Source organism: Streptacidiphilus rugosus AM-16, assembly GCF_000744655.1.
Classification (GTDB): domain Bacteria; phylum Actinomycetota; class Actinomycetes; order Streptomycetales; family Streptomycetaceae; genus Streptacidiphilus; species Streptacidiphilus rugosus.
Genome location: NZ_JQMJ01000004.1, coordinates 1,381,661 through 1,399,452, shown reverse-complemented (window position 1 = coordinate 1,399,452; position 17,792 = coordinate 1,381,661). Strand labels below are relative to the sequence as shown.

Here is a 17,792-nt window from a genome sequence, read left to right as displayed (position 1 = left end):
GAGATCTGTGCGGCCCGCGACAGCCCGCGACAGAGGCCTCGCGCCCCGGGCCGCTGCGTCCTGAGCGGCCACGCGGCCGGACCTTGAGGTGTGGTGCCCGGGCCCCAGCGACCGACACGGCCTCCCACGGCATTCGGTTTTGGCGGCACCCACCCCCCGGTGGACGGCCACGTCCGGAGGCGCGCAGGCCAGCGGCCCCAGGAGCACTTTTGCCCCCACGGTCTTCGGCCGGGCGGCACCCGCCCCTGGGCTGGGCGGCGCGGCCGCTTCGGCCAGGGTGCGGGTCTCTGCGGGCTGGGCCCGCGAGCTGTGGTGGTGACGGGCAACGGCGGTTGTCGCCCTCCACAGCCTCCGGCCGGGAGCGGGCCTGCGTGGGGCCCGTCGCGGCGGACGGGAGCGCCTGCCAGGGGGCGTCTCGAACGCGTGTGCACGAGGATTCGTGCGGCGTTCGCCGTTCGGTCAGATCGACGTGCCTCCCTGCACGCTCCGGCTCGGAATAACGCTGACATGCGTGTCGTCCTCGTCACCGAGTCCTTTCCTCCCGACATCAACGGCGTCGCCCACTCCGTGCTCAGGACCGCCGAGCACCTGGTGCGTCGCGGACACCACCCCCTCGTCATCGCTCCCGCTCCCGCCACGCCGCCGGCCGGGGCCGACCCCTGCCCGGTGGTCAGGGTGCCCGCGATGCCGCTGCCCGGTTACCCGCAGGTGCGGATCGCGCTGCCCAGCAGGAAGCTGGAGCAGCTGATCGCCGCGCACCGCCCCGACGTGGTCCACCTGGCGAGCCCGTTCCTGCTCGGAGCACGCGGCATGGTCGCCGCCGAGCGGCTCGGGCTGCCCGCCGTCGCCGTCTACCAGACCGACATCGCGGGCTACGCCCGCGCCTACCGGGCCGGCAGTTCGCTGGGCGAGGCGGCGGCCTGGCGGCGGCTGCGCGCCGTGCACTGCGCCGCCGACCGGACGCTGGCCCCGTCCACCCCCGCCGCGCAGGACCTCACCGCGCACGGCATCCCGCGCGTCCACCTGTGGCGGCGCGGCGTCGACTCGGTGCGGTTCCACCCGCGCCACCGCGACCAGGCGCTCCGGCGCGAACTCGCCCCCGGAGGCGAGGTGCTCGTCGGATACGTGGGCCGGCTGGCGCCGGAGAAGCGCGTCGACGTTCTGGCGCAGACCCTCGCCGTGCCCGGGGTCCGGGTCGTCGTCATCGGCGACGGGCCGAGCGAGGTCTCGCTGCGGGCGGCCCTGCCCGGAGCGCTCTTCCTCGGGCGGCGGACCGGGGACGAGCTCGCCTCGCTCTACGCCTCGCTGGACGTGTTCGCCCACACCGGGCCCATGGAGACCTTCTGCCAGACCATCCAGGAGGCCATGGCGAGCGGCATCCCGGTGGTCGGACCGGCGGTCGGCGGACCGCTGGACCTGATCGGCCACCACCGCACCGGCCTGCTGGTGCGGCCCCGCGACGGCGACGCGCTGGCCCGTGCCGTCGCGGAGCTGGCCGCCGACCCCGAGCGACGCGCCCGCTACGGCGCGGCGGGGCGGGCCGAGGTGGAGTCGCGCACCTGGCAGTCGGTCGGCGACGAGCTGATCGAGCACTACGGGCAGGTCGTCGGGCGCTCCGCCCGGGTCCTCGACGTCGCGGCGTAGAGGCGGAGGGCGGTCATGGCACTTCGCATCGTGCGACTCGCGAACTTCGTCACCCCCACCTCCGGCGGGCTGCGCACCGCGCTGCGGCGGCTCGGGGCGGGCTACCTCGCGGCCGGGCACCGGCCCGTGCTCGTCGTCCCCGGGCCCGCGGCGGCCGACGAGGAGACCGAGCAGGGACGCGTGATCACCCTGCCCGGTCCGGTGGTTCCCGGCACCGGCGGCTACCGGGTGCTGCGCGACCGGCGGCTGGTCGCCGCGACGCTGGAGCGGCTGCGCCCGGACCGGCTCGAGGTCTCCGACCGGACGACCCTGCGCTGGACCGGCGGTTGGGCGCGCGACCACGGCGTGCCGGCCGCGATGGTCTCGCACGAGAGCCTGGACGGCGTGCTCCGGGTCTGGGGCCTGCCCGAGCCGGTGGCGCGGCGCGCGGCCGACGCACTGAACACCCGCAGCGCGCGGGCCTTCTCCCGGATCATCTGCACGACCGACTGGGCGGCGGCCGAGTTCCACAGGCTCGGCGTCGCCGGGGGTGACCTGCGCCTCGCGCCGCTCGGGGTAGACCTGAGACTGCGTCACCCGCACTGCCACGACGAGGCGCTCCGGGGCGAGCTGGCCCGGCCAGGGGAGCTGCTGCTGGTGCTCTGCTCCCGGCTCTCGCCGGAGAAGCGACCTGAGCGGGCCCTCGACGCGCTCGCCGAGCTGCTCCTGCGGGGTGTGCCCGCCCGCCTGGTCGTCGCCGGCGAGGGACCGCTCAGGTCGCGGCTGGAGGCCAGGATCGGCAGGGAAGGCCTGCCGGCCCGGCTGCTCGGGCACGTCTCCTCGCCGGAACGGCTGTCGGCCCTGCTCGCCACCGCCGACGTCGCCCTGGCTCCCGGGCCGGTGGAGACCTTCGGCCTGGCCGCCCTGGAGGCACTGGCCTGCGGCACTCCCGTGGTGGCCAGCGCCTCCTCCGCGCTGCCCGCCGTCCTCGGCGACGCGGGCCTGGCCGCGGCGGACTCCGGCGCGGCGTTCGGGAACGCCGTCCTGCGCCTCCTGGCCCGGCCCGAGCCGCTGCGCCGCGCGACGGCCCGGGCCCGCGCCGAACAGTTCGGCTGGGACGCTGCGGTCGCCGCCTTCCTCGCCGCGCACGACATGGGCCCCGTTCCGGCGACGGTCGGAGCGACCCGGCAGGAGAACCGTGCCGAGGCCCCGCGGCCCGTCGACGAACCCGGCGCGGCGCCGCGGCCACGGTCCGGCCGTCCGCGCGTGCTCGTCCCCGATCCGCTCGCCATGCCGCCTCAGCAAGGAGCTCCGCGATGACCCAGCTCCGTATCTCCGCGCTCGGCGACTCCCTGACCGAGGGCCTGGGCGATCCCTTCGACGGCGGCTGGCGCGGTTGGGCCGCGCTGCTCGCGGGCGGCTGCGCGGCCGACCCCGGGGCCGTCGCCTTCGTCAACCACGCCAGCAGCGGTGCCCGCACCGCCGACGTGCTGCTGCGCCAACTGCCGCTGGCGCGCGCCAGAAGACCGCACCTGGCCGCCGTCCTGGTGGGCGTCAACGACACGCTCCGCGCGGGCTACGACATCCACGCCGTGGCCCGCCACCTCGACACGACCTTCGGCAGTCTGGTCGAGGACGGTTCGGTGCTGCTCACGGCGTGCCTGCCCGACCCGGGCCGGATGCTGGGCCTGCCCGACGCCCTGGCCCGCCCGCTGGGGCGGCGGATGGCCTGCGTCAACACCGTCGTGCACGCGCTCTCCGACCGCTACGACGCCGTCCATGTGCACGCCGCCACGGACGACTGGGTCCACGATCCGGCGATGTGGAGTGTGGACCGGCTGCACCCGAGCGAACGGGGCCACCGCGCCCTGGCCCGTGCCTTCCACGGCGAACTCGCGCGCCGCGGCGTCGCCCTCGGACCGGCCCCTGACCAGCGTCCGGACGGCGTCGCTCCCAGCCGCGCCGCGCAGGTGCTGTGGATGGCGACCAAGGGCACCCGCTGGGTCTTCGACCGCTGCACCGACCTGCTGCCCGACCTGCTCCGTCTCGCCGCGACGGAACGCCGGGAGAACCGGTCGGCCCAGCTCGACCACGAGGCCGCCGAGCAGACCGCCGCAGCCCTGCGTGCGCTGCCGGGCCCCTTGGCGCTTCAGTCCAGCGTGACCGCCCGGACGCAGAGCACGGACGGCAGGTGCTCGCTCAGCAGCGTCCACGACTCGCCCTCGTCGGCGCTGCCGTAGACCTCGCCGTTCTTGTTGCCGAAGTAGATGCCGGCCGGATCGCCGTCGTCCGTGGCCAGGGCGTCGCGCAGGACCACGCCGAAGTGCTCGCCGGCGGGGAGGCCCTTCTCCAGCGGCTGCCAGGTCTCGCCCGCGTCCTCGGTGCGGTAGACCCGGCAGCGGTGCTCGGGGGCGATCCGCTCGTAGTCGGCGGTGAGCGGGAAGACGTAGGCCGTGTCGGCGCGGTGCGGATGGGCCGCGACGGGGAAGCCGAAGTCGGCCGGCAGGCCGGAGTCGATGCGCTTCCAGACCGCGCCGGCGTCGTCGCTGCGGTAGACGCCGCCGTGGTTCTGCAGGTACAGGCGGGACGGGTCGACCGCGTCCTGGGACACCTTGTGCACGCACTGGCCGAACTCGGGGTAGTTGTCCGGCTCGGGCAGGAAGCGGGCCTCGATGCCGGTGTTCGACGGCTCCCAGCTCGCGCCGCCGTCCAGCGAGCGGTAGACGCCGCCGGTGGAGACGGCGATGGTGATCGCCCGAGGGTCGCGGGGATCCAGCACGATGGTGTGCAGCCCCTGGCCGCCGAAACCGGCCTGCCACTGCTCGCGCTGCGGATGCCGCCACAGGCTCTCGTTGAGGGTGAAGGAGACCCCGCCGTCCTCCGAACGGAAGAGCGCGGCGGGCTCCGTGCCCGCGTAGACGACACCCGGCTCGTCGGGCCCGGCGGGCTTCAACTGCCAGACCCTGGTCAGCGACGCGTCCGTGCCCTCGGGGAACTTGACGGCCGGGGCCGCGGGCTCCTGCCAGGTGGCGCCCAGATCGTCCGAGGTGAAGACCGAGGGACCCCAGTGACTCGAATCCGCGCCGACCAGCAGGCGGGGGGCGGTGCCGCGGCGGTCGACCGCCACGGAGTAGACCCCCTGCATGAGGAAGTGCGGCCCCGTCCAGGACCAGGAGCGACGGTCCTTGCTGCGGCCGAGGAAGAGACCCTTGGCCGTGCCGACGGCGAGCAGCGTCTCGGTCATGTCCGACACCTCCGTGCGGATTCGAGGCAGGATTTCGGGGAGCGCGGGATTCGGGGAGTGACGCGCGGAGCGCCTCCAGCGGAATTCCGGCTTCACTCAGCAGTCTGGACCGATCGTGCGTTCGCTGTCCTGTCCAACGCGCTCGAACCTACGAACGAGTGAGCGCGCACCGCCGAGTCGCGCGCCCCCGGCGTCACCGGACCGGCACGAACCGGACCGGCGTTCCCGGCGCGGCCTGCGCCGCAGCCGCCAGATCGGGCTCCGGCACCACGCCCACGACCGGATAGCCGCCCGTGGTCGGATGGTCGGCGAGGAAGACCACCGGCAGTCCGTCCGGCGGCACCTGCACCGAGCCGAGCACCATGCCCTCGCTGGGCAGTTCGCCCAGACCCGCGCGGCGCGCGAGCGCCGGCCCGTCCGTCAGCCGCAGTCCGACCCGGTTGCTGGCCGGGGAGACCGTGTAGCGGGCCCGGGCCAGCGCGTTCAGCGCGTCCGCCGTGAACCAGTCCCTGCGCGGGCCGGGCGCGAGCCCGAGCAGCAGTTCGCCCGGCGGGGCCGGCAGCGGCAGCCAGTCCGTGTGCAGCGGGCCGGCGTCCGGCGTGGACGTGCCCAGCGGCAGCGCCGTGCCGGCCGCGAGGGGCGCCGGGCCCAGTCCGGAGAGCAGGTCGGCCGAGCGGCTGCCCAGCACGGGCGGCACGTCGAAGCCGCCGTCGACGGCCAGGTAGCAGCGCAGCCCGGCGGTCACCGCGCCGACCTCGACCAGGTCCCCCTCCCGCACCCGCACCGCCGCGCCCCACGCCGCGGGACGGCCGCCGACCCGCACCGGCGCGGGCGCGCCGGTCACCGCGACCCAGGCGTCCCCGCCAGCGGCCCGCAGCGCCAGCCCGCCGAGCGTCGCCTCCACCACAGCGGCTCCGGAACCTCCCGTCGAGCCGTTCCCGACCAGGGCGTTCGCCCACCGGTATGCGGGCCCGTCCAGGGCACCGGCCCGTGGCACGCCGAGCGCCGCCACGCCGCGACGCCCGCCGTCCTGAAGGGTGGCCAGCGGCCCAGGCCGCACGACCACGAAGCTCCGGCCCGCCGCCACGGCCGCGCCGCCCCTCCCGTCCGCGCCCGCGCTCATGCCGCCCCCGCTCGTCCCCGGGTCCCCGCTCATGCCGGCACCGCCACGAAGCGGACCCTGGTGCCCGGCGCCAGCAGCGCGGGCGGCTCACGGTCGGGCTGCCACAACGGGAGCGAGGTCCGGCCGATCAGCTGCCAGCCGCCGGGGGAGGGACCGGGGTAGACGCCCGTGTACGCGCCGCCCAGCGCGACGGAGCCGGCCGGCACCCGGGTGCGCGGCGTCGCCCGCCGGGGCACGGCCAACGACTCCGGCAGGCCGGTCAGATAGGCGAAGCCGGGCGCGAAGCCGCAGAAGGCGACCCGGAACGTGCACGCCGCGTGGCACCGCGCCGCCTCGGCCGCGGACATGCCCCAGAGCGCCGCCACCTCCGCCAGGTCCTCCCCGTCGTAGACCGTCTCCACCTCCACCAGCCGACCCTCGTCCACCGGCGCCCGGTGCGGCGTCCAGCCCTCCAGCCAGCCGCTCAGGGCCGCCAACTCCCGCGCGTCCACGAGCCCGTCGACCAGCACCGTCCGTGCCGCCGGGACCAGGTCGAGACCGGCGGCCAGCTCACCCGCCCGCTGACGCCGCACCAGATCCGCCAGCAGCGCGGCGACCTCCTCGTCCGAACCGACCTCGGCGAGCAGCGCACGGGCCCCCATCGGAAGGACGCTCACCCCGGCCCGCCGACCGCCGCCGGTCCCCTCGCCGCCGCTCAAGCGAACGGCTCCAGCGTCACGCCGGCCGCCGCCAGGGCAGCGCGCACGCGCACCCCGAGCGCCGCCGCGCCCGGGGTGTCCCCGTGCAGGCACAGTGAATCAGCGGCCACCGACACCTTCGTGCCGTCCGCCGCCAGGACTTCGCCGTCCACCGCGATGGCGAGCGCCTGGGCCAGCACCGCTTCGGGGTCGTGCAGGACCGCGCCCGGCTCGCCACGCGGGACCAGGGTTCCCGCGGGCGTGTAGGCGCGGTCCGCGAAGGCCTCCGCGACGGTGCGCAGCCCGGCGGCCGAAGCGGCGCGCAGCAGCGCGGACCCCGGCAGTCCGAGCACCGGGAGTTCGCGCCCGTAGGCGCGGGCGAACCCGGTGACCGCGTCCACCACCGCGCCCGCCTGCTGCTCGTCCCGGACCACCCGGTTGTAGAGCGCGCCGTGCGGCTTCACATAGGCGACGCCGGCACCGGCGGCCCGCGCGAAGACCTCCAAGGCGCCCATCTGATAGAGGAGTTCGTCCGCCAGCTCGCCGCGCGGCACGTCCATCGCCCGGCGGCCGAATCCGGCCAGGTCGCGGTAGGAGACCTGTGCGCCGATCCGCACACCGCCGTCCGCGGCCCCCGCGCAGACGCGTCGCATCGTCGTCGGATCGCCCGCGTGGAAGCCGCAGGCCACGTTGGCGCTGGTCACCACGGCGAGCAGTGCGTCGTCGTCCGTGAGCGTCCAGCGGCCGAAGCCCTCGCCGAGGTCGGCGTTGAGATCCATCTGCACCTCCAGTCCAGCTGCAGGGCCGATCGTATGCGCCGCGCGCGGCGCCGACGAGACAGGCTCACAGCGGCCTCACATGCCCCGGGGTGAATGGTCCGCCGAGAACCGGGCAGTGATCGGGACGCGACAAGATCCCTGATGTGTCAGAAACATGACGGCGGATGAACGGAGCCCGCGTGGCCCACCACCCCTCGGCGACCCCGCCGCCCACGGCCGGGCAGCCGGTGCTGCGCGAGGCTCTGGTCCGCCTCGTCGCGAGCACCCTGCATCCGGGGCAGGGCGCGCTGCTGACGGGGCCCGAGGGCATCGGTCGCACCACGCTCCTCGACGCGCTCGCCACCGTCGCCGCCGGTCAGGGAGCGCGCGTGCTGCGCTGCGGGCCGACCGCCGCCGAACTCGGCACCGCGTACGCGGGGCTGGTCGACCTGCTCCGCCCGTTGCCCGACAGCCTCCTCGCCGCGCTTCCGCCGCCGCAGCGGCAGGCGCTCACCGCCGCCCTGCTGCGCGGCGCGCCCACGCCGGGGAGCACGGCGGGCGACTTCGCCGTCGCCACGGCCCTGACGGCGCTGCTGGGCGACCTCGCCGCGGACCGTCCGCTGCTGCTCGTGCTCGACGACGCCCAGCACCTGGACCGGGCCAGCGCCGGCGCCCTCGCCCATGTCGCCCGCCGGGCGCCCACCCTCGCGGTGACCTTCCTCGTCGCCGTGCGGACCGGGGGCGCGACGCCCTCGGCCCCGCCCGGTCGGGTGCTGCCCCGGCAGATCCGCCGCTTCGCGGTGCCGTCGCTCGCCGACGACGAACTCGTCGACCTCCTGCGGCAGCACCGTCGGTGGCCCCTCCCGCAGGCCGCTCTCCGCTCCGTCCTGCGGCTGGCCGACGGCAATCCGGCGACCGCCCTCGAACTGGCCGAGGCGGCGGCGCTCGCGCCGCAGCCCGAGCCGACGGCCCTCGACGAGCCGGAGATCGCGCTGCCGCCGCGGCTGCTCGACCGGGAGCTCGCGTCGGTCCGCGCGCTCCCGGAGGACACGGCGCAGGCCCTGTTGCTGCTGGCGCTGGGCTCGACGGACCAGCCCGCCCTGACCGTGCTCGGCGCCTCGGGGGTCGACGATCCGGTCCTCGCCCTGGCCGCCGCCGAGCGCGCGCGACTGGTCGCCCTCGGGCCCGACGGCGTGGCGCGACTGCGGTCACCGCTGCTGGCCGCCGCGCTCCGCCAGGGGGCCGGTCTGACGGAAAGGGTCGGCGCCCACGCCGCGCTGGCGCGGGCCGTCGGCGATCCGGTGGACCGCGCCCGGCATCTGGCCCTGGCCAGGCCCTGCGCCGACGAGCAGGTGGCCGCGGCGCTGGACGCGGCGGCGGCGACGGCCAGGCGTCGCGGCGACGCCGCCACCGCCCACGAGCTCGCCCGCCTCGCCGCCGCGCGTACCCCGCCGGACCGCCCCGAGCACCGCGACCGGCGTCGGCTCGACGCCGCCGCCCACGCCGTCGCGGCGGCCAGGCACGACTGGGCGCGTACCGCGGCGCAGTCCGTGCTGACCTGTTCCGACGATCCACGTCAGCGGGTCAGGGCCCGGTTGCTGCTGCTCGACACCGCAGGCCAGGCCCTGGAGGAGACCGGCCCGCTGATCGCCGCCGGGCTCGCTGAGGCCGAGGGCCGCCCCGCACTGCTGGCGGCCCTCTACCGCTGGTCCGCCGTCAGGGAGTTGCTCGGCGGGCGGACCGGTCCGGCGGCGCGGGCGGCGGCCCGTGCCGCCGGTCTCGCGGACCGGGCCGGTGAGCCGGCGCTCGGCGCGCAGGCGTTGGGCGTGCTCGCGACGGTGCTGGCGCTGCGCGGGCGACCGCGCCAGGCCGACCCGGCCCTGCGCCGCGCGCTCCGGCTGGAGCACGAGGCCGTCGGCGGAGCCGCGTCGACGGTCGGGGCCGAAGCGGGGGCGAGTCTGCTGCGTCGTCGGGCGCTGGCCGCACTCGACGCCGACCGGGTCGGGCAGGCCTCCCGGCTGCTGTCCTCGCTGGCGCAGGCGGCCGGTGCCGGGGTGGAGGAGCAGGTCGCCACCCTGGTCGCGCTGACGCGGGTGCAGGTGCGCGCCGGGGACTGCCGCCGGGCCGAGGAGCACGCGGCGCGCTGCGTCCGGCTGCTCGGGGCAACCGGGCTGGACTCGCCGCTGGGGGCGTACGCGACGGCGCTGGCCGCCTGCGCGGGAGGCACACCGGAAGGCGCGGTCGCGGCCGCCCGCGCCGCGGTGCGCGGCTCGGCGGCCGACGGCGACCGGCTGTTCGAGGTGCGGGCGCTCGGCGTGCTCGGCGAGTCGCTGCTGCACGCGGGTGGGGCGGAGCGGACGGCGCACGCCGTCGAGGCGCTCCAGCGTGCCAGAACGCTGGCCGCCCGGATGGAACTCGCCGATCCGGACGCCGTCCGCAGACTCGCCGACCTCGCCGAGGCGACGGCGCTGCTCGGCGAGCACGACGAGGCCGAGGCCGTACTGACGGAGGCCGGGGCGACCGTCGCGGGCTGGCGTGAGCCGGCCTGGGGCGCGGGTGCGGCGGCCGCGGTCGGCAGGTCCCGCGCGGTCGCCCTGGCGGCGCGGGGCGACTCGGCGGGGGCGGTGACGCTCCTGCGCGCGACGGTGGAGAGCCTGCGGGCGCTGCCCCTGCCGCTGGAGCTGGCCCGCGCGCTGATCGCCTGGGGCGCGGTCGAACGTCGCGCCCGCCATCGCGCCGCGGCCCGGGACGCGCTGACCGAGGCCGAGCGGCTGTGCCTGCGGCACGGCGCGTTCCCCCTGCTGACCCGCGCCCGCACCGAGCTCGACCGGCTGACGCCGGGTGAGCGCGCGCCGGGCCGCGGCGCGGTGGAACTGACGGCCGGCGAACAACGCCTCGCCCGCCTGGTCGCGGACGGTGCGACGAACCGCGAGGCGGCGGCGGCGCTCTTCGTCAGCGTCAAGACGGTCGAGGGCACGCTCTCCCGCGTCTACCGCAAGCTCGGCGTCCGCTCCCGCACGGCGCTGGCGCGCGCCCTCCAGCAGACGGCCGGTTCCGACCGGTAGCGGTGCGGCACGCTGCAACCACCTGGGTGCGGTGCTTCCGAACAGAGGGCCCGTTGCACGACCTCAGGGGCGTGGGGAACTGCGCGACAAGCCACCCACGACATGAGTGCCCAAAGGTTCAGGGCCATCCGCACGGGGTGGTTGCTCGCGCAGTTCCCCGCGCCCCTGGAGGTCCTGCAACTGACGGGGTCGGTGGCGACATGGAGCGACATCGCGTGTTCACGACAAGAGCAAGGGTTATCCCGCTTATCCCGACTGCCGTGCGTCCCTAGCGTGGGTGCCGACCGATTCCGGCCGCAGCCCCCAACGCCCCGCAGGGCCAAGGCCGCTGCGCACACCCACGTCCCAGGAGGACCTGTGAGGCTCCCGCTCCGCGCCGCCGTCGCCCTGCTTGCAGCGCCCCTGCCCGTGCTCGCGCTCGCCGCCGTGCCCGCGCATGCCACCGCGGGCTCCGACGCCCGCATCGCGCTCCGCGCGGACGTGCTGCCGGCCGCCGCCACCGCCCATGCCACGCGGACCGGCGCGGTCGCTCCGCAGCGCTCCATATCCGTGACCCTCAACCTCGCCGTGCGCGACCAGGCCGGGCTGGACGCCTTCCTGCGGCAGGTCGCAGACTCCGCCTCCGCGCAGTACAAGCACTATCTGACGGTCCACCAGTTCGCCCGGCGCTTCGGGGCGACGGACGCCACCGTCGCGAAGGTGGCCGGCTACCTCAAGGCCCAGGGTCTGGCGGTGGGTCAGGTCAGCGCCAACCACCTGACCCTGCAGGCGCGCGGGACCGCCGCCCAGGTCGGGCGCGCGTTCGGGGCCACGCTGGCCACCTACCGCGACAACGCCACGGGGCGCGGCTTCTACGCCAACACCGCCGCCCCTGTGCTGCCGGCCGGGATCGCCGCGGCCGTCACCGACATCGCCGGACTGAACGACTTCGCGGTCTACCACCGCGACAGCGCCAAGGAACCCCTGGCCACCTCGCACGCCGTCAGCGGTCTGACCCCCACCAAGGCGCGCTCCGGGTACAACCTCACCTCGGCGATCGGCGCCGGTTACACCGGCAGCGGCGTGACCGTCGGACTGCTGGAGTTCTCCGCCTTCCAGCAGTCCAACATCACCGCCTACGACAAGTACTTCTCGTTGAGCCCCTCCACGCCCGCGGTCCGCAGCGCCGGCGGCGGCACCACCGACCTGTCCGGGCAGGACGAGGTCGAGCTGGACATCGAGGTCGTCCAGGCGCTCGCGCCCAAGGCGGCCGTCGAGGTCTACGAGGCGCCCAACAGCGACGCAGGCGAACTGGCCGTCTACGCCGCGCTGGTGAGCGACGACGTGCCGGTCGTCTCGATCAGCTGGGGTGTCTACGAATCGGGGGAGACCGCGAGCAACCTGACCTCCGTCAACACCGACCTCCAGGAGGCGGCCGCCCAGGGCCAGTCCGTCTACGCCGCGTCCGGCGACAGCGGCTCCGACGACGCCGGCAACGGCGGCACCTCGGTCGACTTCCCGGCCAGCGACCCGTACACCACAGGCACCGGCGGCACCTCGCTGACGCTCAACTCCTCCGGCGCGTGGAGCAAGGAGACCGCCTGGTCCGGCAGCGGCGGCGGGATCTCCTCGACCTTCGCCACCCCGAGCTACCAGTCCTCGGTCAACAGCGGCAGCCACCGTGACGTCCCCGACGTCGCCGCCGACGCCAACCCGAGCACCGGCTGGGCGATCTACACCGAGGGCGCCTGGTACGAGTTCGGGGGCACCAGCGCCGCCGCGCCCAACTGGGCGGCGTTCACGGCGGTCTACGACAGCGAGGCCGCGGCGAAGTCCAAGTCGGCCTTCGGCTACGCCAACGCCACCATCTACGCCCTGGCCAAGTCGTCGAGCTACAGCTCCGCCTTCCACGACGTGACCAGCGGCAGCAACGGCGCGTACAGCGCGGCGACCGGCTACGACAAGGTCACCGGCTGGGGCAGCTACAACGGCGCGGGCTTCCTCTCCGCCGAACTGGGCTGACGCCCGGGCGGCGCCGCTGCCGGAGCCGGTCGGGGGATGCGCCCGGCCGGCTCCGGCATGTTCGGCGGGGCCGTTGAAAGATCACCCGACTGGCCGATCCCGAAAGGTCGTACCAGAACGATCGGCCTAGGCTCCCGAGTGTGTGCCTCGCGTCGGTGCGGGGCCCCTTCCTGGCGGCGAACCCGGCCGCCCCGCAAGGAGGTAGCGATGGGGAGCAGCACACGTATCTTCTTCGCCGAGGCCCTGGGCACGGCAATCCTGATCATCGGCGGTGTCGGCACGGCCGTCTTCGACGCCCAGCGGGCCGGAGTGCTCGGCGTGGCCCTCGCGTTCGGCCTGAGCCTGCTCGCGGCGGCCTACCTGATCGGCCCGATCTCCGGCTGTCACATCAATCCCGCGATCAGCGCCGCGATGGTCGTCGTCCGCAAGACGGACGCCAAGCTTCTTCCGGCCTACGTCGGCGGCCAGGTCCTCGGCGGCCTCTTCGGCGCGCTGCTGATCTGGTCGGTCGCGCAGGGTCACCCGGGCTTCACCGCGACCGGCACGGACGGACGGCCGACCGTCGTCTCCGTCAGTGAGACCGGCTTCGCCTCCAACGGTTACGGCATCCACTCGCCGGACCACTACAACCTGGGCGCGGTCATCCTCGCTGAGGTCGTCGCGACGGCGCTCTTCGCACTGGTGGTGCTCGCGACGACGGCCCGCGGCTTCCCGGTGCCGATGGGCGGCCTGGTCGCCGGCGTGGGCCTGACCCTGGTGCACCTGGTGACCATCCCGGTCAGCAACACCTCCGTGAACCCGGCCCGTTCGCTGGCGACGGCGGTCTTCCAGCACGGCTGGGCGCTGAGCCAGCTCTGGGTCTTCATCATCTTCCCGTTGCTCGGCGGGGCACTGGCGGGGCTCGGCTGGAACGCGCTCAAGCAGATGCAGGCCGCGGGCGTGGCCGCGAAGGCGGCGGCGTCCCCGGAGCTGGCCACCAGCGAGGTGGACTAGCCGGAGGCCACCGGTCGGCAAGCGGTGGCGTACAGACCGGGATGATCCGTGCCGTTTGGGACGTTGTCAGCCGGAACCTCTACGCTAAGCCCCCGTGACCACCACAGCCGAAGCAGCCCGCCCCGCACCGGGGCCCGCAGCCGACGAGGGCCTCGCCCGTCGGCTGCGGGCCCTTGCGTGCACCGCGCCGCTGCACGACCTCGACAGCCGCAAGGCCAACCTGGCCGGCGAGTACGCGGTCTACGGCATGGCCGAGGTCGCCCTGGCGGCGATCGACCTGGTCACCCTGCACATGGACTTCGACACCGGCGCCGACCGCGACCAGGTGCTCGCCAGGCTCCAGCCCCGCGTCGCCGCGCAGGCCCCGGAACGTGCCTGGCGCGAGCACGAGCGGGTCGCCAAGTGGGTGCTCGAGTCGCTGATCAACGTCGGCAGCGTCGACCGCGGTTTCCGCGCCGTCTACGGCACCTTCGCATCCGACGGTTCCTACGTCCGGCGCGACTACGACTTCAAGCTCATCGAGGAGGTCCCCGGCCCGGACGGCGGGGTGTACCTGCGCACCACGGACGAGGCCGTCAACGTCCTGGTCGGCGCGCTCGACACCGACGTCACCTCGGCCCAGATCGCCGCCGAGGTGAAGCTGGAGGTCCTGATCAGGCGCGGCCGCCTCGCCGACGCCCAGCTCGCCGCCGAGCAGGCCCGCTACCGCACCGTCCAGTACAGCGAGGTGCTGCGCCGGGCCCTGGAGGCGACGCGCCGCAACGTCCGCGCGGTCGACTGGATGGAGACGGTCCCGGACCTCATCGCCGAGGCGCTGGAGCACATCGCGGACCGTTACCGGCACGAGAACGCGATCCTCACCAACATCCGCCGCGCCCGCGACGAGGCGGAGGACCCTGAGCACAAGCGGCGTGCCGCCGAGCTGGTCGACATCGTCAAGGACTGCATCCGCCGGCACACCCAGCTGCAGACGCGCCTGCTGGAGGCCGGCCCGCTGTTCCGCGCCGAGCAGGACCGCCAGGCGTTCGCCACGCCGACGGCGCGCAGCGGTCTGGACCTCTACGGCCAGCTGCTCGCGCCGGTGCTGCCGCTCCCGCTGGAGCAGGCCTCGGTGGTGACCACGGCCTTCTTCCGCAAGGGCATAGGTCTGCGCACCCCGAGCGCGGTGCGGCTGAACGATCTGATCGACGTCCTGCTGACCCCGCCGGTGGAACGCGAGCACCTGGGAGCGGAGCTCCCCGAACCCGACCTGATCTCCACCCCGGACGACAGCCGTTTCACCGACGCCCAGCTGGAGCACGCGCTGAGCCTGCTCGACCTTCCGGCGGACGCACCGCGCCGCCTGTCCGGCCTGCTGGCCGAGGCGCGCCGGGCCGATCCCGAGCTGCCCTACCTGGTGGCCCTCCTCGCCGTCCACGCGGCGAGCCCCTCCGTGGGCACGGCGTACCGCCAGGGCGAGGAGCGCCTCCTCTTCGCCGTCGACGACGGCACCCGTCTCCTCGACGAGGAGTTCGGCGGCGCCGACCTCATCGTCGGCAGCGCCCTCCTCGACGCCGTCGCCATGGCCGCGGACCGCACGGAGGCCACCTGATGCCCACGCGCCAGGCGCACCCTCCGGAGGCGCGAGGAACTGCGCGCCTCCGGCGCGTGGGCGCGACAGCTCACTGCGGAGGGTTCGTCGCAACCACGCGTCTGCGCGAGGCTCTGCCGATCTGCGCCTCCGGCGCAAGGGCGCGTCAGATCACCGCGCGGGGCCGGTTGCACCTCCGGGGGCGCGGGGAACTGCGCGACAAGCCACCCACCCAGGTGGAGCACCGGGCGCCCAGGGCCATCTGCACAGGGCGGTTTCTCGCGCTCCCCGCGTCCCTCAGGGGCATTGCCACGTCCCGGCTGGAGTTCAGTTGACGACCGACGACATGCACGACGCGCCGCCCGCCGAGGGGAGGCCCGCCGTCACGCCCGCCGATGTCGCGGACGCCGCGCGGCTCGTCTCGTTCGGGGTGCAGCCGAAGCTGCTGCCTGCGCGGGACACCGAGTACGCCGAGCTGATCCGGCGGTACCGGGACGACCCGGCCTTCGCCCGGCTCGCCGACGCCGTCGCCGCGGGGCTCGGGCTGATCGTGCTGGAGGTGTCCGCGCGGGCGGGGATGGCCGTGGCCGCCGCGGAGGACAGTGTGTTCGCCGTGCGGATGGGGGACTACTCGCGGCGCGCCGCGTCCGAGTCGACCGACAGGTTCCTGCACGGGCTCGCGCATCTCGCCGTCGCCGCGCTCGCGTTCCCGCGGCCGGAGGATCTCGCCGACGACGGCTACCTCGGGCGGATCACCGTCAACGGCGTCGACGCCTTCGTCCGTCAGGCCTGCCGCAGGCTGGAGGAACAGGCCGACGTCGACGGCGCGAACAGCGACCCGGTGAGCGACGCGCCGGGGCTGGAGGCCGCCTGGCGGGTGTACGCCCGCCGCAGCGCGACGGGCGCCACCAAGGACGCCCGCCGGCTGGCGGGGTCGACCATCGGGATCGTCGGCAAGGCGGTCAGCTTCCTCGTCGACTCGGGCTTCCTGCAGAAGACCTCGGACGACTCCGGCGGCACCTACCGCACCACCGCCCGCTACCAGCTCCAGGTCCGTGACATGGCCGGCAGCGCCGCCATGGCCGAGCTGCTCGCGCTCGGGATCGTCCCCGTCGCCGACGGCAGCGCCACGCTGCTGCCGCCGGACGACTCGGAGGAGCTCGTCACCGACGCCGGGCTGCCCTTCCACAACGCCTGAGCCCCGGCCGGAGCCGTGCGTCACCGCACGGCTCGGGCCTCAGCTCCCGTCGTTCCTCCGGGTGGCGACGGAGGGCCGGCCGACGACTCCCTGCCCGCCGGCGTCGGCGGTCTGGGCGTTGTCGCAGTCCTCCTGGTCGATGCGGACGACCTGGCCGCCCGTCGGGCAGAGGCCGGGGCCCATGCCCGTGGTCGGGGCGATGCTGCAGTTGGAGACGTAGATCGCACCGTCCTTGCCGGCGGCGAAGCCGGACGGGAAGGACAGCTTGCCCACGCCGAGACGGGTGCGGTGGCCGTGCCGGTCGATGCGGACCACGTCGCCCGCCGGGTTCCCGCCCGGGCCCGGGTTGAGCCCGTGGGTCTGGAACTCGGTGGCGTAGAAGGAGCCGTCGGGGCCGAAGCCGCAACCCTGGATCGTGGTGAAGCCGGTGGCCCACACGGTGGGCTTGTGGCCGGGGGCCACGCGCCACACCCGGGCGTGGCCGGGAGCGGGCGAGCCGCCCAGGAGCTCGCCGACGTAGAGCGCGTCGTCAGGGCCCCGGCTGACACAGGTGGCCACGGCGTCGGTCGCGGACTTCGGCGGGACCTGGAAGAAGGCCCGGACGTCCACCTTTCCGTGCCGCTGGACCTCGGCCAGGAGGTTGGCCCCGGCGTCGGCCACGTAGACGTGCCCCTCGGAGGCGAGGACCGCGTTGGGGTTGGCGTCGGGGAAGTCGTGGGGAGCGAGGTTGACCCGGGTGGACGTCCAGGTCCAGTCCTGGTCGCCGACGTCGGAGACGTCCTTGGTCCGGCCGCGGTGGTCCACCAGGAAGAGGTGGCCGAGCTGGGCGAGGGCGGCGTTCCGCAGGTTGTCGGGGATCGCGCCCTTGGGCGGCACCTCGTGGGAGCTCAGGCCGAAGAGCCCGAAGAAGCCGTCGTCCCTGCCGCGGGAGACCGAGACCGGGCCCTCGGCGGCCACGCCACCCGGACCCGAGGCGGAGATCAGGCCGGTGACCAGGCGCTTGACCTGGCCCTTGGCGCTGACGCGGTCGAAGGAGCCGGTGAGCCCGACGCAGGTCTGGCCCGCTTCGCCCCCGGGCACGCAGACGCTGCCGCCGGATCCCGCCTCGGCGAGGTAGAGGCCGCCGTCCGGGGCCACCGACAGGCCGCGTGGGTTGCCCAGGTGGTCGGCCACCACCGACACCCTCGCCTCGGAGTCGGGGGTGGCCTTGGCGGCGCTCGCCGCCGGTGCGGACGTCATGCCCGCCGCCCCGACCAACGCCGTCGTCGCCATGGCCGCCATCAACGCGCGCCCTCGTGTCATGCCTGCTCCTCACCTGTCGGCCGGCACAACGGTGCCGGTTCGGGAGGGTGACCCTCACCCTCCTCCGCGATCCCCTCCACCACCCAGGCATCGTGTGCCGGAGGCGACGCCGCCATGCAGCAGCGGGCCGAGCTCCACTCCGGTGGAGGAGCGGGACGGTCACCTCCGTCTGACGCGCCGTCGGCGGAAGCCGGCGCGCCGACCCAGGCCGCCGCCGACGTCCGGGCCCGGTCGTGGC

13 protein-coding genes are annotated in these 17,792 nt (G+C 75.3%); 8 read left to right on the top strand and 5 right to left on the bottom strand.

Annotation, left to right across the window (positions count from 1 at the left end):
* Positions 1 to 507: 507 nt before the first annotated feature.
* The 3 genes from BS83_RS15460 to BS83_RS43970 are packed head-to-tail and all read left to right on the top strand — an operon-like array spanning position 508 to position 3,863.
* On the top strand, positions 508 to 1,644 hold the full coding sequence (locus BS83_RS15460; RefSeq protein WP_037604404.1) for a glycosyltransferase family 4 protein: 1,137 nt from the start codon (positions 508 to 510) through the stop codon (positions 1,642 to 1,644).
* 15 nt (positions 1,645 to 1,659) lie between these two features.
* Positions 1,660 to 2,943: a glycosyltransferase gene (locus tag BS83_RS15455; protein ID WP_084713538.1), complete on the top strand. Its 1,284-nt coding sequence runs from the start codon at positions 1,660 to 1,662 to the stop codon at positions 2,941 to 2,943.
* Positions 2,940 to 3,863: an SGNH/GDSL hydrolase family protein gene (locus BS83_RS43970; RefSeq protein ID WP_084713536.1), complete on the top strand. Its 924-nt coding sequence runs from the start codon at positions 2,940 to 2,942 to the stop codon at positions 3,861 to 3,863. Before BS83_RS15455 ends, BS83_RS43970 begins: the two co-directional genes overlap by 4 nt.
* Here the strand turns inward: BS83_RS43970 and BS83_RS15445 are convergent.
* The 4 genes from BS83_RS15445 to BS83_RS15430 all read right to left on the bottom strand — a co-directional run bounded on the left by BS83_RS15445 (position 3,773) and on the right by BS83_RS15430 (position 7,446).
* Positions 3,773 to 4,867: a WD40/YVTN/BNR-like repeat-containing protein gene (locus tag BS83_RS15445; RefSeq protein ID WP_037604402.1), complete on the bottom strand. Its 1,095-nt coding sequence runs from the start codon at positions 4,865 to 4,867 to the stop codon at positions 3,773 to 3,775. The genes BS83_RS43970 and BS83_RS15445 overlap by 91 nt on opposite strands.
* A 193-nt stretch (positions 4,868 to 5,060) precedes the next feature.
* The gene (locus BS83_RS15440; protein ID WP_051943089.1) at positions 5,061 to 5,990 is read right to left on the bottom strand and encodes a 5-oxoprolinase subunit C family protein; all 930 of its coding nucleotides are present in this window, start codon (positions 5,988 to 5,990) and stop codon (positions 5,061 to 5,063) included.
* Between the two features lie 29 nt (positions 5,991 to 6,019).
* Complete coding sequence (gene pxpB, locus BS83_RS15435) at positions 6,020 to 6,631, bottom strand: 5-oxoprolinase subunit PxpB (protein ID WP_037609069.1); 612 nt, start codon at positions 6,629 to 6,631, stop codon at positions 6,020 to 6,022.
* Between the two features lie 53 nt (positions 6,632 to 6,684).
* Entirely contained in the window at positions 6,685 to 7,446 is a 762-nt protein-coding gene (locus BS83_RS15430; protein WP_037604401.1) for a LamB/YcsF family protein, read from the bottom strand.
* Positions 7,447 to 7,610: 164 nt separating this feature from the next.
* Between BS83_RS15430 and BS83_RS15425 the strand changes: the two genes are divergently transcribed.
* From BS83_RS15425 to BS83_RS15400, 5 genes are all read left to right on the top strand, one after another.
* On the top strand, positions 7,611 to 10,490 hold the full coding sequence (locus BS83_RS15425) for an AAA family ATPase (RefSeq protein WP_051943088.1): 2,880 nt from the start codon (positions 7,611 to 7,613) through the stop codon (positions 10,488 to 10,490).
* Between the two features lie 357 nt (positions 10,491 to 10,847).
* A complete protein-coding gene (locus tag BS83_RS15420; protein ID WP_037604400.1) occupies positions 10,848 to 12,491 on the top strand; it encodes a S53 family peptidase in 1,644 nt (547 codons plus the stop codon).
* Between the two features lie 207 nt (positions 12,492 to 12,698).
* Positions 12,699 to 13,484, top strand: coding sequence for an aquaporin (locus BS83_RS15415; protein WP_051943087.1), 786 nt, complete (start codon positions 12,699 to 12,701; stop codon positions 13,482 to 13,484).
* 94 nt (positions 13,485 to 13,578) lie between these two features.
* On the top strand, positions 13,579 to 15,075 hold the full coding sequence (locus BS83_RS15410; RefSeq protein ID WP_037604399.1) for a hypothetical protein: 1,497 nt from the start codon (positions 13,579 to 13,581) through the stop codon (positions 15,073 to 15,075).
* 325 nt (positions 15,076 to 15,400) lie between these two features.
* Positions 15,401 to 16,252, top strand: coding sequence for a hypothetical protein (locus BS83_RS15400; protein WP_037609064.1), 852 nt, complete (start codon positions 15,401 to 15,403; stop codon positions 16,250 to 16,252).
* Positions 16,253 to 16,291: 39 nt separating this feature from the next.
* Here BS83_RS15400 and BS83_RS15395 read toward each other — a convergent pair whose 3' ends face one another.
* On the bottom strand, positions 16,292 to 17,554 hold the full coding sequence (locus BS83_RS15395; protein ID WP_157597191.1) for a ScyD/ScyE family protein: 1,263 nt from the start codon (positions 17,552 to 17,554) through the stop codon (positions 16,292 to 16,294).
* Positions 17,555 to 17,792 lie beyond the last annotated feature (238 nt).